Consider the following 12,987-nt stretch of genomic DNA (forward strand, 5'->3'; position numbering starts at 1 on the left):
TTGCAATCGTCCCGGCCTCGCCGGGACGATTTGTTTTCAGCCCCGCGTCACCGTGGTCGAGGACGGCACCAGCACCGGCTTTGCAAGGGAGGGAATCAACCGCGCCCGTTCGCGCTTGGCCGGGATCGCGCGATAGACCTGCTTGGTCGCCTCGACGATGTGGACGCCTGCGAAGGGCAGCGACAGTGCTGCGCCGGCACGCTCCCACATCTGCGCCGATTTCAGCACCCAGCGGCCCGCATAGGGCGGCATGAACAGCGCCTCGCCCCAGCCGGTCGGCGTGAACCAGGCCTGCCGCAACAGGTCCGTGATCTGCGAGCGCGAATAGGGACGGCCATGGCCGAACGGCGTGTTGTCGCTGCGCGTCCACACGCCACGCCGGTTCGGAATCACCGCAATGACCCGCCCCGAGGGCGACAGCACGCGCCAGACCTCGCGCAACAGCGCGGCCGGATCGTCCGACATCTCCAACGCATGGACCAGCAGGATGCGGTCCACCGCGGCATCGGGAAGCGGCAGCGAGAACTCGTCGACCAGCGCGGCCAGCGCGGGCCGCCCGGTCGGCCATTTGAGCACGCCCTGGGCTGCCGGCATGAAGGCGATGCAACGCTCCGCGTCCTCGCGGAACAGCCCGAGATAGGGTGTCGGGTAGCCGATGCCGAGCACGCGCTGGCCTCCGGCGCCCGGCCAGCGTTCCCTGATGCCGCGATTGATCATCTGCCGCGCCACGATGCCGAGGCGGCGGGAATAAAATTCGCGAAGGTCGACAACGTCGATGGTCATGACGGCAATGTAACATGCGCCGGGGCGCGGTCGCGCGCCCAATATTGCATTGCCTGCGCAACGTTAACGCCATATTTGTCTGGCGGGGCTGAGCGCGATGGAGATGTCATGGCCGCCGAAATTCGTACTTTCACCTGTTTAAACGACAATTTCGGTTATCTGATCCACGATGTGGAAACCAAGGCAACCGCGTCGATCGACGCCCCCGAAGCTGGCCCCATCATCAGGGCGCTGGAGCGGGAGGGCTGGCAGCTCACCGACATCCTGATCACCCACCATCACGGCGATCACGTCGGCGGCGTTGCCGAGCTCAAGCAGAAATACGATTGCCGCGTCGTCGCGCCGTATGACAAGACGACGAAAATTGCGGACGTCGATTTGCGCGTTGCCAATGGCGACGTGGTCAAGGTCGGCACGCTGCTCGCGCGCGTGCTGGAGACGCCCGGCCATACGCTCGACCACATCTCTTACGTGTTCGACACCGAAAAGACGCTGTTCGCCGCCGACACGCTGTTCTCGATCGGCTGCGGCCGCGTGTTCGAAGGCAACTATCCGATGATGTGGGACTCGCTGTTGAAGCTGCGCGCCCTGCCCGACGACTTCAAGCTCTATTGCGGCCACGAATACACGGCATCCAACGTCAAGTTCGCGCTCACGGTCGAGCCCGACAATGCGGCGCTTCAGGCACGAGCGGCGGAGGTTGCGAGGCTGCGGGCAGAGAACAAGCCGACGATTCCCTCACTGCTTGGTGATGAGAAGCGAGCAAACGTGTTCCTGCGCGCCGATGAACCGGCGGTCGCAGCCAGGCTACACATGAAGGGCGCGGATGCCGCCGCAGTGTTCGGCGAGCTGCGCGAGCGCAAGAACAAGTCCTGAAGAACAAATCCTAAAGCAAAGTCCTGAAGACTAACTCCTGACGGGGATCGATGCCGACCGCAGCCGAGATCATCGCGCGCCTCGAACTCCGCCCGCATCCCGAGGGCGGCCATTACCGCGAGACCTTTCGCGACCAGACCACCGACGTTAATGGCCGCTCGCGCTCGACCCTGATCTACTTCCTGCTTGCGCGCGGCGAGCGCTCGCACTGGCACCGGATCGATGCGGTCGAGACCTGGCACTACTACGCCGGTAGCCCCTTGATACTGCGCATCGCCCATGAGGGCTGCTCCCAACACGAGGTGCGGCTCGGCACCGATCTTGTGGGCGGCGAGCGGCCGCAGGCGATCGTGCCGGCGGACGCCTGGCAAATGGCGAAGACCACCGGTGAGTGGACGCTGGTCGGCTGCACAGTGGCGCCGGCGTTCGAGTTCGCAAAGTTCGAGCTCGCGCCGAAGGGCTGGGAGCCGTAGCGCCGCAATCTGGAATCGGGTGGGTTCGGTCCATCGCGCATCGTAGGACGGCGCTATCAATAAGCAGGAGCGCAAGATGCACGGTACATTCGATCCCCCGACGGTTCAGATCGACCCGGCCATTCTCTATTTCGGAACACCCGTCGTCCTGATCGGGTCGACCAATGAGGACGGCTCACACAATCTCGCACCGATGTCCTCGGCGTGGTGGGTGGGGTGGCGCTGCATGCTCGGACTCGCCCGCAATTCCAAGACCACCGAGAACATGATTCGCACCGGCGAATGCGTGCTCAATCTGCCGTCGGCCGACCTCGTCGCGACGGTCGACCGCCTCGCCCGCACTACGGGCTCGGATCCAGTCCCGCTCGGAAAACTCTATCGCGGCTACAGGCACGAGAAGGACAAGTTCGGCCTCAGCGGCTTGACGGCGCTACAGGGCGAAACGGTCAGCGCGCCGCGCGCGGTTGAATGTCCAGTGCAGATGGAGGCCAAGGTCGCCCATCTACACGACATGGCACAGGATGACGCGGTCTGGCGCGGCAATCTCGCAGCAATCGAGGTCCGCATCACCCGCGTGCATGCGCATCCCGGAATCATGATGAGCGGAACCAGCAACCGCATCGATCCCGACAAATGGCGGCCGCTGATCCTTAGCTTCCAGGAATTTTATGGCCTGACACCAGAGCGCTTGCAGCGCTCCGAACTCGGACAGATTCCGGAAGCGATGTATCGACCGCCGGGCTGGCAGCCGGCGCCTTGATGCGCGCTCATCAATCCAGATCGGCTGGCGCGGGAGCCCGGACAGGCAGTCGACGAATAATCCTCGTCGGAAGCTTTTCGTAGGCCGGTCGATAACCACCGATTCGATATTCTTCGACTGTCAATTGGATGAAGGATTTTCCATCGGTGATCGTAACCGTCTCGGGTCGGCTATTCCCGCGCTCGCTCCGATGAATACCCGTGAACGTCTCGGGCGTCGCACTGACTTGCGCCGTCGCGCCCGGAGCAGCGAGCACGGAGATCAGGATCGGTAAAACGGCGATCAAGCGAATCATCGCTTCCTCCACACCATGTCCTTCGCCGCAATCAAGCCGCCGCCGGCGATCAGGATCGCGGCAATCGCAATGTTGGCGCTGGCCTTGGCAAAGCCGGCGGCGATGAGGAAGCCGGTCGAGAGCAGCGGCGTCGCGTAGGAAGCGGCGCCAAGCACGCGGATGTCACCGCGCTTCATGCCGATGTCCCACGCATAGAAGGCCGCACCGACGGGACCGATGCCGAGCGCGATCACGGCGAGCCATTGCAAAATGGTCTCCGGCCATACCGTGGTCTCGAGCAGACCATGCATCAGCGCGGCGAGCAGCGATGTGGCGAGGCAGAAGCCGGCGACCGCATCGGTCGGCACTGCCTTCAATCGCCGCGACAGCACCGAATAGGTCGCCCAGACGAAGGCGGCGATGAAGGCCGCGATCAATCCCGGCACCGCACCCGGCGCGAAGCCTGACGTATTGCCGGCGAACAGCAGCACTGTGCCGACGAGACCTAGGACAGCACCAATGATGTGATGCACGGCCAACCGCTCGCCAGGCAGGAAGGACGAGAACAGCACGATCAGCAGCGGCCACATGTAGTTCAGAAGGCCGGCTTCGGCGGGCGGCGCAAAGCGCAGCGCGAGGAAATAGAGCGCGTGGTAGCCGAACAAGCCGCCAACGCCGACGACCCACACGACCAGTGGCTGACGCAGGCTGTTCGCGGCGTCACCGCGGCCGATCCAGGTGAGGAGCCCGACGAGACCGCCGATCGCAAACGTCATGGCGGCGAGCTGGAACGCCGGAATCTTGCCGGTCGCGACCGTCATCACTGACAGCAGCGACCACATCAGGATCGCGGTCAATCCGATCAGTGTGGCGGTGCGCGGGGTCATCGATCAAAAGGCTCTGAGGACGCTTATGCCCGGCACGAGGCCGGGCATTTGCGTTTTCACTATCGCCTTGTCGCGTCCAACGCTACAGGCTTGATGTCCTATCAGGCCTGATACTGACCACCATTGATGGTCATCGTCGAGCCCGTGATGAAGCCGGCGTCGTCGGCCGCGAGGAACACGACCGCGCGCGCGATCTCCTCGGGCTCGCCGAGCCGGGCGACGGGAATCTGCGGAATCACGTTCTTCTCCAGGACGTCCTTCGGCACCGCCTGCACCATTTCGGTGTTGATGTAGCCGGGGCAGATCGCGTTCACGGTGATGCCGCCCTTGGCGTTCTCGAGCGCGAGCGCCTTGGTGAAGCCGATGTCGCCGGCCTTCGCCGCGGAATAGTTGACCTGGCCGAACTGACCCTTCTGGCCGTTGATCGACGAGATCGAGATGATGCGCCCGAATTTTCGCGAACGCATGCCCTCGATCACCTGGCGCGTCATGTTGAACAGCGATCCGAGATTGGTGTTGATGACGGCGTTCCACTGCTCGAGCGTCATCTTGTGGAAGGCGGTGTCGCGGGTGATGCCGGCATTGTTGACGAGCACCTCGACCGGCCCGAGATCGGCCTCGACCTTCTTCACGCCCTCGGCGCAGGCATCGAAGCTGCTGACGTCCCATTTGTAGACGGCAATACCGGTCTCGGCCTTGAACTTCTCAGCCGCCGCGTCGTTGCCGGCGTAGCTCGCGGCGACCTTGTAGCCGGCCGCCTTCAACGCCTTGCTGATCGCAGCTCCGATGCCCCGCGTACCACCCGTCACCAATGCAACTCGTGCCATATCGTATTCCTTCCCTTGGACTCTTCGGACGTTCTGAGTGATCGTTTTTAGTGATGGATTATGCGGTTGGTTTGACGGACATCAAGAACAAAACGCCCGGCGTTGAGCCGGGCGTTTGTATTTAGTTGAGGCTTGCGCGGTTGCGAAGAATATTTGATTTGCAACCGCTGCCTTTTTAATCGCGTGCAACGCACTCACTGACGTGTGCAGCGCACCCGTCAGTCAAGTGTCAGCTTCAGTCGCGCGCGAGACACATCGCGATACCCATGCCGCCGCCGATGCACAGCGTGGCAAGGCCCTTCTTCGCATCACGCTTCTGCATTTCGTGCAGCAGCGTCACCAGCACGCGCGCGCCGGACGCGCCGACCGGATGACCGATCGCGATCGCACCGCCGTTGACGTTGACCTTGGAGGTGTCCCAACCAAGGTCCTTGTTGACGGCGCAGGCCTGCGCCGCGAAGGCCTCGTTGGCCTCGATCAGGTCGAGATCGCCGACGCTCCAGCCGGCCTTCTTCAGCGCGGCGCGCGAGGCCGGGATCGGGCCCGAGCCCATGATCTTCGGATCGACGCCGGCCTGCGCCCAGGACACGATGCGCGCGAGCGGCTTCTTGCCTTCCTTGGCGGCCTGCTTGGCCGTCATCAGCACCACGGCGGCGGCGCCGTCATTGATGCCGGAGGCAGAGCCGGCGGTGACCGTGCCGTCCTTCTCGAAGGCAGGCTTGAGCTTGGCCATCGCATCGATCGTGGCGCCATGGCGCGGATATTCGTCAGCGCTGACGACGATATCGCCCTTGCGGGTCTTGATGGTGACGGGGACGATCTCATCCGTGAACTTGCCGGCCTTCTGCGCAGCTTCAGCCTTCTGCTGCGAGGCGACTGCGAACTCGTCCTGCTGGGCGCGGGTGATCTGCCACTGCCGCGCGACGTTCTCGGCGGTGTTGCCCATGTGGTAGCCGTTGAAGGCATCCCACAGACCGTCCTTGATCATGGTGTCGACGAACTCGACCGCGCCCATCTTGACGCCGCCGCGAAGGTACTGGGCGTGCGGAGCCATGCTCATGGATTCCTGGCCGCCAGCGACCACGATCTCGGAATCACCATTGAGCAGCGCCTGGTAGCCGAGCGCGACCGTGCGAAGACCCGAGCCGCAGAGCTGGTTGACGCCCCAGGCCGGGCTCTCCACGGGGATGCCGGCTATGATCGAGGCCTGGCGGGCCGGATTCTGGCCTTGGGCAGCGGTCAGGATCTGGCCCATGATGACTTCCGAGACCCGGCCGGGCTCGATGCCACCGCGCTCCAGCGCGGCCTTGATGGCGACGGCGCCGAGGTCATGTGCGGGAAGGGTCGCGAAGGCTCCGTTGAAGCTTCCGACCGGGGTGCGGGCGGCGCTGACGATGACGACATCGTCTGACATGGGCATCTCCTGAGGCTTGAGGTTCTGTGTAGAGGGGGCGGCGGGGCTGGAAAAGCGTTCGCCAGTCTCGTGAGCCATCCTGTTAACGTCGTTGAGGCATGTCAATCGGCCGGCGACCGAATTCATGCCGCAGCGCATTCAAAATAGCGTTCTTGGCGCTTTCGCAAGCAAGATTTTGCACCGCGATTAACCGTGCCGCACAAAACGGTAGCGTGAGCCCTTTGAAAATGCTTATTTTGTTGCGTTGCGTACTCTTCCCGCCCTGCGGCATAGCCCTGCAGGTTCCTGTTCTCCGCGTTTGCAAGTGAGAGCCCATGGCGAAATCAGACCAACCCACCACGATCAAGAAATACGCGAACCGCCGGCTCTACAACACCGGAACGAGCACCTACGTGACGCTCGAAGACCTCGCCGCCATGGTCAAGGACGGCGAAGATTTCCTGGTCTACGACGCCAAGACCGGTGACGACATCACCCGCTCCGTGCTCGCCCAGATCATCTTCGAGCAGGAGAACAAGGCCGGCCAGAATCTCCTGCCGACCACCTTCCTGCGCCAGCTGATCCGCTTCTATGGCGATAGCATGCAGATGGTGGTGCCGAAATATCTGGAGCAGTCGATCGCGACGCTGACCCAGGAGCAGGAGAAGTTCCGCAAGCAGATCGCCAACACGCTGTCCGGCACGCCCTTCGCGCCGCTGGAAGAACAGGTCCGCCGCAACATGGAGCTGTTCCAGCAGACCTTCTCGATGTTCAAGCCGTTTGTCCCCACGCCGGGCCGCCCGGCGGGCACGCCGGAGCCAGAACCCGACGCCAGCGCGGAGCCGGCCAAGGACACCAATATCGACGACCTGCGCCAGCAGATGAAGGACATGCAGGAACGCCTCGAGCGGATGTCGAAGAAGGACGAGTAAGTCCCTTCACAACGGCGGGCGCGTCCGACTGCGGCGGGCGCGCGAATTCCCGATTGATTGCGGCATCGCCGTTGGCGGCGCCGCCCTCCCCGGCCAGGGCCGGAGCCGCCATGTCTGACCGAACTACGCACTGGCAGAATGTCTACGCCACCAAGGGCGAGACCGAGGTCAGCTGGTTTCAGGACAACCCGGCGATCTCGCTCGAGATGATCCGAGCGGCCAGTCCGGATCATACCGTCGGCATCATCGACATCGGTGGCGGCGCATCGCGGCTGGTCGATGCGCTGCTACAAGATGGATATCGCGACATTGCGGTGCTGGACCTCTCCGCCAACGCGCTCGACGCCGCAAAGACGCGAATCGGTACGGCCGCCTCAGCGGTCGACTGGATCGTTGCCGACGCCACGTCATGGCGCCCGGCGAGGACGTGGGATGTCTGGCACGATCGCGCCGCGTTTCACTTCCTAACCGATCCGCACGACCGGGCTGCCTATGTCGAGCGACTGCGGTCGGCGGTTGCGCCGAGCGGACACGTGATCATCGCAACGTTCGCGCCTGACGGCCCGGAGAAATGCAGCGGGCTGCCGGTGCAACGGCATGACAGCGCGAGCCTCTCAAGCGAGCTTGGGCCCGGGTTCGAGCTGGTCGAGACGCGCAGCGAGACACATCAAACGCCGTGGCAATCGACACAGGCGTTTCAGTTCAGCCGGTTTCGGCGGCGGGGCTAGCTTTCGTCAGGCCGCCAGCTTCACCGCATGGGCAAAGTCCCAATAGAGCTTGCGCGCCTTGGTGTAGAACGGACCCGGCTGCAGCTCCCGCTCGTCGATACGAATCACGGGCGCGACCTTGGCAAAATTGCCGGTGGAGAAAATCTCGTCGGCGGCGAGAAAGTCCTGATAGCGCAGCGTCTTCTCGACCACGGTGACGCCGTCGCCGCGGAGCAGGTTGATCACGCGCTGGCGCGTGATCCCATTGAGGAAGGTGCCGTTCGGCGCCGGCGTGAAGACAACACCGTCCTTGGCCATGAACACATTGGAATTGCCGAACTCGGCGACATTGCCGAGCAGGTCGAGCATCAGCGCGTTCTGGAAGCCGCGCGATGCTGCTTCGGCGAGAGCGCGCGAATTGTTCGGGTAGAGGCAGGCGGCTTTCGCATCGACCGGCGCACATTCGGCGGTAGGCCTGCGGAACGGCGACAGCGTGATCGCATTGCCGGTTGGTTTTGGCATCGGCGCCTCGTAGATGCACAGGCACCAATTGGTGGTCTCGGGGTCGAACAGCACGCCGCCGCCGGCGCCATTCTGTGCCCAATACATCGGACGGATATAGAGCTCGGCGTTCGGTGCGAAGCGCGCGATGCCGTCATTGGCGAGCGCCAACCAGGTATCGGCATCGACCACCGGCTTCAGGCCGAAATTGATCGCGGATTGATTGGCGCGGGCAACGTGACGGTCGAGATCGGGCGCGACGCCTTCGAAGGCCCGCGCTCCGTCGAACACCACCGAGCCGAGCCAGGCGCCATGCGTACGCGGCCCCATGATCGGCACATTGCCCTCGTGCCATTTGCCTTCGAAGAAGGTCCAGCTCGGCGAATAGTCAATCGGCTTCTTGATCTCGGCCACGACAGGCCTCCCTCGAAAAATATCCGGGCACTATTGTCCCAATTTCTAAACGATTTGCTGCGGCGAAGCATCAACTCTCGCCCCGAACGGAGGTTGAGACAACATCGCGAGCAAACCGGCTATAATGTCCGGCACGTCACTGGAGTTTCCCATGCCGCTCGATCCACTCGCGAAGCGCTTGCTGACCATGATGGCCGCAGCTGCGCCGCAGGCGCGGACCCGGCCGAGCGTCGAGGCGCGTCGGCAATCGCTGGCGAAGCTGATGCAGTTTGCCCGAGCCGAGGCGCCTGATGTGACTGCCTCCGACGGCGTATTGCCCGGCCCCGGCGGAGAGCTGCCCTATCGGCTCTATTCGCCAACGTCTGCCGGCGCCCGCTCGTCAGGCTTCGTTTTCTTTCATGGCGGCGGGCTGGTGGCAGGCAGCATTGCGACGCATGACCGTATCGCGGCGGCGCTGGCGCATGCGACCGGGTGCCGTCTCGTGTCGGTCGACTACCGCCTCGCGCCCGAGCACCGATATCCCGCTGCCGTCGACGACGCGATCGCGGCCACCGAATGGGTGGCACGCGAAGCTGAAACACTCGGCATCGATGCCGAGCGGCTGGTTGTCGGCGGCGATTCTGCTGGCGCCACGCTTGCGGCGATCGTCTGTCAGGAGGCGGCACAGATCGCCGGCCTCTCTATCGCCGCACAATGCCTGATCTGTCCGGTGCTGGATTTCGAGGAGATCTCCCCCTCGCGCGAGGCGTTCGCGGAAGGGCATCTGATCGACCGCGTCACCATCGAGGCCGATCTGTCCGACTATCTGCCCGAGGGGCTGGATGCCGCCGATCCCCGCATCTCCCCGCTGCGCGCGACGCGGCTCGCAGGCCTGCCGACGACGATCATCCACACCGCCGAGTTCGACCCGATGCGCGACGAGGGCAATGCCTATGCGCGCAAGCTGCTCGCCGCGGGCGTCTCGGTCGAGCACGTCTGCCATGACGGCATGGTCCACAATTTCCACGCCATGGGCGCGATCCTGCCGCAGGCGCAGCTCGTACTGTCGCAGATCGGCGAGCAGGTCAGACGCGCGGTGGAGAAGTAGGCACGCGAGTCACGCTCTCGCGTCGAGCACGGCCTTCGCAGCGGCAACATATTCCGGCCAATGCGCATCCGCATAGCGTCCGGCCTGCCGCACGCAGGTGACGTCGGGTGCATGGGCTGCGGCAATCATGCGCGCGAAGCGCTCTTCGGCGACGGTGGTGTCACCAACAGCCGGAATCGGCGCGGCGGTCACGGCGGTCGGAGCCACGGCAAGCCCAGCCAGACCAGCGAGCAGAATGCGGCGTGACGTGTTCATGGCTGTCGTCCTCTATTGGCCTGCCGGCACTGTGGTGGGCAAGTGTGTCTGCGCGATCACGGCAAGGTAACCGGGCACGTCCGCATCGTCCACGGCGCACGGATAGACCTTGACCCCACGGACGATCACGTTCCATCTAGCGAGCCATTCCGTCACCTGAGTGCCACGCGTCGGATAGTCACGTGCTCCACCGCAGCCCACCATATCGTCCGGCTTGGCGCGCCGTCGCGATGGGACTGCTTTGCCTGACGGCCTCGGCGGGCGCCGCCTACGCCGCCGATGAGGAGGACACGCCGGCAAAGCCTGCTGTCCCGAACATCTATCTCGATCTCCGCACGACCTATGCAACGATCCCCGCGGGCACGTTCGGACTTGGGTTCGGCAACACCTCACTCTCAGCCGCGTTCGAGGCGCTGGCGACGCTGCGCGGCGGGACACTGCCGAACGGCTTGCCGGCCGCGAAATCGATCGCCGTCGACCTGCCGCTGACCGTGGATGTCAGCGATCGCGTGTCCCTCTATGGCGGCGTCTCCGGCTCGTCGACGGATATCGGTGGCGGCTGGTCGTCCTTCGACATCACCAGCTGGAATATCGGCGTGCAGGCCGATCTCCACCAGCAGAACGGAGGCACGATCCCGACCATCACGCTGCAATCCACCCTGACGCAGTCGGTGCCGAACGAACAGGGCATGACGAATTCGTTCAACCACGTTCTGGAATTCGACTACGCGCTTGACGAGGACGAGACGCGGGGCTGGCTCGCCGGCGTGCAATACACCCACACCGACATCGCCAGTCAGCTCGCCCGGATCAAGCCGAACACGATCCTCTATGCCGGCGGCTATTACCAATGGCCAAGCAATTGGAAGTTCACCGGACGCCTGGGCGTGCAATCATTCGGCGGCGCGCAGCTCGCGGGCCGGACGCTGGCCGAGGCCTTCACCCAGCCCATCCTGCGGCTCGACCTCGACCGCATGGATGACAATGACAACCGTCTGTTCGGCATCACCGCGCAGATCGCGTGGATGCCGAAGCCGTCCTATCAGGTGACCCTGCGCACGCCGCTTTACGCCGTGCGCAATTGACCGCGAGCCATGGTGGATATTTTGCAAACACCGCGTCAACCGCTCGTTAATCCTCTTCCGAAAACGTCGAGCGCGTTACATTGCCGCAAGTAACCTAGCGCGACACTGAGGCGACCTTTCACTTCGTTTTCGCACTGGAGTCTGCGAATGTCCCGCTTGGTCACGGAACGGACGTTCCTTGCTGGGAAGATCTTTTTCAATTTCGGCCAGTCGTCGATCGACTGCGTCGTGCGCCGGCTTTCCGAGGAAGCCGCGACGCTCGAAATGGAGAGCGGCCTCGGTGTTCCCGACCGGTTCCAGCTCAGGCTTCAGGGACGCGATATCCTGAGCTGCCGGGTGATCTGGCGGTCGGACCGTCAGGTCGGGGTTGCCTTCGAGCAGCCGGACGCCATCGATCGCCCGGCCGGCGACGGACAGGGACGCTCGACCGATGCGCTGATGCGCGCCCAGATGCTGGCGCTGCGCGCGGCCCTCGATCACGTGCCGACCGGAATCGTGCTGCTCGATGCCAATCTCAGGGCGCGCCTCATCAACCGGTCGTTTCGCCAGATGTGGCACTTGCCTGACCAGGTCGCCGACAGCAATCCGTCCATTCTCACGCTGCTTCATCACGGGCGCGACATCGGAGCCTATGAGGTGCCAGACCCCGTCCTCGAGGCCCACGTGATTGAGCGCGTCCGCGTGATTGAGGCTGGCGATCCGACCCCCATCGATGTGCGCCAAACCAATGGCGACGTCGTGCGCGTCCAATGCACGCCATTGCCGGACGGCGGGCGCATGCTGACCTATACGCCGGTCACCGACATTGTGCGTACCTCGGACGAGCTGAAGCTGCTGCGGGACGCCCTGGAGAATGTTCAGGACGGCGTTCTCCTGCTCGACTCCGACTTGAACGCGAGCTTCATGAATCTGCGGATGCGCCGGTTCTGGGAGGTGAGCGAGGAGGAGGCCGCGGTCCGCCCGGCCTACGCTTCACTTGTGAGCCGCATGCAGCGCGCCAGCGCACCCGACCTGGCGGCGAACGAGCTGGCAAAATTCCCGGGCAAGCGCGTTGCCGAGGTCATGGCCGGCGATCACGTGCGCGACCTTCAAACGCCCGACGGGCGGCGGATCAGGGCTCATTGCACCACGATGTCGAATGGCGGCCGGATGCTGACCTATGTCGACATCACTGATCTCACCAACAAGGCCGCCATGCTGGAGCGACTGGCGACCACCGATTCGCTCACGGGCCTGTACAACCGTCGGCATTTCCTGGGGGCGCTCGATGCGGAATGGAGCCGCTTCCAGCGCTATTACCGCTCCGTCTCGGTTCTGATGCTCGACATCGACCATTTCAAGTCGGTCAATGACCGGTACGGTCATGCGGTCGGTGACGAAGCGATCAAGGCCGTTGCAGCCGCATGCAACGAGGGCAAGCGCAAGTCCGATCTCGTCGGTCGTATCGGCGGCGAGGAGTTCGCGGTTCTGCTGCCCGAGACCAGCCTGTCACGCGCCAAACTCGTCGCAGAGCGAATCCGCAAACGCGCGATGGCGATCCGGCTGAACGCCCATCAGGTGCAGTTCGGCGTCACCGTCAGCATTGGAATTGCCGAGGCCACCGTCAGCATGTCCGGCATCGACGCGCTGATGGGCGCGGCCGATGAGGCGCTCTACCAGGCCAAGAACGAGGGCCGCAATCGCTGCATCGCCTGGAATCCTCCGCCGCCTGCAAACAGGGCGGCGGAGTGATC

General features: G+C 64.0%; 15 protein-coding genes. 8 read left to right on the top strand and 7 right to left on the bottom strand.

Annotated elements, in window-relative coordinates; translation table 11 throughout:
• Positions 1-36: 36 nt before the first annotated feature.
• Positions 37-783 carry a methyltransferase domain-containing protein gene (locus L6639_RS24640; protein ID WP_237864217.1) on the bottom strand — a complete coding sequence of 249 codons (747 nt, stop codon included), beginning with the start codon at positions 781-783 and terminating at the stop codon, positions 37-39.
• Between the two features lie 108 nt (positions 784-891).
• Here L6639_RS24640 and gloB point away from each other — a divergent pair, with 108 nt between their 5' ends.
• The 3 genes from gloB to L6639_RS24655 all read left to right on the top strand — a co-directional run bounded on the left by gloB (position 892) and on the right by L6639_RS24655 (position 2,892).
• Positions 892-1,659 carry a hydroxyacylglutathione hydrolase gene (gloB, locus tag L6639_RS24645; RefSeq protein ID WP_237864218.1) on the top strand — a complete coding sequence of 256 codons (768 nt, stop codon included), beginning with the start codon at positions 892-894 and terminating at the stop codon, positions 1,657-1,659.
• Positions 1,660-1,709: 50 nt separating this feature from the next.
• On the top strand, positions 1,710-2,132 hold the full coding sequence (locus L6639_RS24650) for a cupin domain-containing protein (RefSeq protein WP_237864219.1): 423 nt from the start codon (positions 1,710-1,712) through the stop codon (positions 2,130-2,132).
• 76 nt (positions 2,133-2,208) lie between these two features.
• Positions 2,209-2,892, top strand: a complete 684-nt coding sequence (locus L6639_RS24655; RefSeq protein ID WP_237864220.1) for a flavin reductase family protein — start codon at positions 2,209-2,211, stop codon at positions 2,890-2,892.
• A 10-nt stretch (positions 2,893-2,902) separates the two neighbouring features.
• On the opposite strand, the gene L6639_RS24660 is transcribed toward L6639_RS24655, so the two are convergent.
• The 4 genes from L6639_RS24660 to L6639_RS24675 form a co-directional block, all read right to left on the bottom strand.
• Complete coding sequence (locus L6639_RS24660) at positions 2,903-3,187, bottom strand: hypothetical protein (protein ID WP_237864221.1); 285 nt, start codon at positions 3,185-3,187, stop codon at positions 2,903-2,905.
• Positions 3,184-4,053 carry an aromatic amino acid exporter YddG gene (gene yddG / locus L6639_RS24665; protein ID WP_237864222.1) on the bottom strand — a complete coding sequence of 290 codons (870 nt, stop codon included), beginning with the start codon at positions 4,051-4,053 and terminating at the stop codon, positions 3,184-3,186. Before yddG ends, L6639_RS24660 begins: the two co-directional genes overlap by 4 nt.
• A 101-nt stretch (positions 4,054-4,154) precedes the next feature.
• Positions 4,155-4,880, bottom strand: coding sequence for an acetoacetyl-CoA reductase (phbB, locus tag L6639_RS24670; protein WP_237864223.1), 726 nt, complete (start codon positions 4,878-4,880; stop codon positions 4,155-4,157).
• 235 nt (positions 4,881-5,115) lie between these two features.
• Positions 5,116-6,294 carry an acetyl-CoA C-acetyltransferase gene (locus L6639_RS24675; protein ID WP_237864224.1) on the bottom strand — a complete coding sequence of 393 codons (1,179 nt, stop codon included), beginning with the start codon at positions 6,292-6,294 and terminating at the stop codon, positions 5,116-5,118.
• Positions 6,295-6,608: 314 nt separating this feature from the next.
• Between L6639_RS24675 and phaR the strand changes: the two genes are divergently transcribed.
• Both phaR and L6639_RS24685 read left to right on the top strand, forming a co-directional pair.
• Positions 6,609-7,205, top strand: a complete 597-nt coding sequence (gene phaR / locus L6639_RS24680; RefSeq protein WP_237864225.1) for a polyhydroxyalkanoate synthesis repressor PhaR — start codon at positions 6,609-6,611, stop codon at positions 7,203-7,205.
• A gap of 110 nt (positions 7,206-7,315) precedes the next feature.
• Positions 7,316-7,933, top strand: coding sequence for a class I SAM-dependent methyltransferase (locus tag L6639_RS24685; protein WP_237864226.1), 618 nt, complete (start codon positions 7,316-7,318; stop codon positions 7,931-7,933).
• 6 nt (positions 7,934-7,939) lie between these two features.
• Here the strand turns inward: L6639_RS24685 and L6639_RS24690 are convergent, their stop codons facing one another.
• The gene (locus tag L6639_RS24690; RefSeq protein WP_237864227.1) at positions 7,940-8,827 is read right to left on the bottom strand and encodes a branched-chain amino acid aminotransferase; all 888 of its coding nucleotides are present in this window, start codon (positions 8,825-8,827) and stop codon (positions 7,940-7,942) included.
• A 151-nt stretch (positions 8,828-8,978) separates the two neighbouring features.
• Here L6639_RS24690 and L6639_RS24695 point away from each other — a divergent pair, with 151 nt between their 5' ends.
• Positions 8,979-9,914, top strand: a complete 936-nt coding sequence (locus L6639_RS24695; protein WP_237864228.1) for an alpha/beta hydrolase — start codon at positions 8,979-8,981, stop codon at positions 9,912-9,914.
• Positions 9,915-9,923: 9 nt separating this feature from the next.
• On the opposite strand, the gene L6639_RS24700 is transcribed toward L6639_RS24695, so the two are convergent.
• Positions 9,924-10,169: a hypothetical protein gene (locus tag L6639_RS24700; protein ID WP_237864229.1), complete on the bottom strand. Its 246-nt coding sequence runs from the start codon at positions 10,167-10,169 to the stop codon at positions 9,924-9,926.
• Between the two features lie 230 nt (positions 10,170-10,399).
• Between L6639_RS24700 and L6639_RS24705 the strand changes: the two genes are divergently transcribed.
• Positions 10,400-11,254 carry a hypothetical protein gene (locus L6639_RS24705; RefSeq protein WP_249798339.1) on the top strand — a complete coding sequence of 285 codons (855 nt, stop codon included), beginning with the start codon at positions 10,400-10,402 and terminating at the stop codon, positions 11,252-11,254.
• A 147-nt stretch (positions 11,255-11,401) separates the two neighbouring features.
• Positions 11,402-12,985 carry a sensor domain-containing diguanylate cyclase gene (locus L6639_RS24710; RefSeq protein WP_237864231.1) on the top strand — a complete coding sequence of 528 codons (1,584 nt, stop codon included), beginning with the start codon at positions 11,402-11,404 and terminating at the stop codon, positions 12,983-12,985.
• Positions 12,986-12,987 lie beyond the last annotated feature (2 nt).

It is taken from the genome of Bradyrhizobium zhengyangense (assembly GCF_022012555.1).
In the GTDB taxonomy this organism is placed as follows: Bacteria; Pseudomonadota; Alphaproteobacteria; order Rhizobiales; family Xanthobacteraceae; genus Bradyrhizobium; species Bradyrhizobium zhengyangense.

What these genes read in the sequence shown, in the direction of transcription:
- L6639_RS24695 (WP_237864228.1), top strand. Translation starts at nt 8,979, where the DNA reads ATGCCGCTCGATCCACTCGCGAAGCGCTTGCTGACCATGATGGCCGCA.
- L6639_RS24650 (WP_237864219.1), top strand. Translation starts at nt 1,710, where the DNA reads ATGCCGACCGCAGCCGAGATCATCGCGCGCCTCGAACTCCGCCCGCAT.
- L6639_RS24710 (WP_237864231.1), top strand. Translation starts at nt 11,402, where the DNA reads ATGTCCCGCTTGGTCACGGAACGGACGTTCCTTGCTGGGAAGATCTTT.
- L6639_RS24675 (WP_237864224.1), bottom strand. Translation starts at nt 6,294, where the DNA reads ATGTCAGACGATGTCGTCATCGTCAGCGCCGCCCGCACCCCGGTCGGA.
- L6639_RS24700 (WP_237864229.1), bottom strand. Translation starts at nt 10,169, where the DNA reads ATGAACACGTCACGCCGCATTCTGCTCGCTGGTCTGGCTGGGCTTGCC.
- L6639_RS24655 (WP_237864220.1), top strand. Translation starts at nt 2,209, where the DNA reads ATGCACGGTACATTCGATCCCCCGACGGTTCAGATCGACCCGGCCATT.
- yddG (WP_237864222.1), bottom strand. Translation starts at nt 4,053, where the DNA reads ATGACCCCGCGCACCGCCACACTGATCGGATTGACCGCGATCCTGATG.
- phaR (WP_237864225.1), top strand. Translation starts at nt 6,609, where the DNA reads ATGGCGAAATCAGACCAACCCACCACGATCAAGAAATACGCGAACCGC.
- L6639_RS24640 (WP_237864217.1), bottom strand. Translation starts at nt 783, where the DNA reads ATGACCATCGACGTTGTCGACCTTCGCGAATTTTATTCCCGCCGCCTC.
- L6639_RS24685 (WP_237864226.1), top strand. Translation starts at nt 7,316, where the DNA reads ATGTCTGACCGAACTACGCACTGGCAGAATGTCTACGCCACCAAGGGC.
- L6639_RS24705 (WP_249798339.1), top strand. Translation starts at nt 10,400, where the DNA reads ATGGGACTGCTTTGCCTGACGGCCTCGGCGGGCGCCGCCTACGCCGCC.
- phbB (WP_237864223.1), bottom strand. Translation starts at nt 4,880, where the DNA reads ATGGCACGAGTTGCATTGGTGACGGGTGGTACGCGGGGCATCGGAGCT.
- gloB (WP_237864218.1), top strand. Translation starts at nt 892, where the DNA reads ATGGCCGCCGAAATTCGTACTTTCACCTGTTTAAACGACAATTTCGGT.
- L6639_RS24660 (WP_237864221.1), bottom strand. Translation starts at nt 3,187, where the DNA reads ATGATTCGCTTGATCGCCGTTTTACCGATCCTGATCTCCGTGCTCGCT.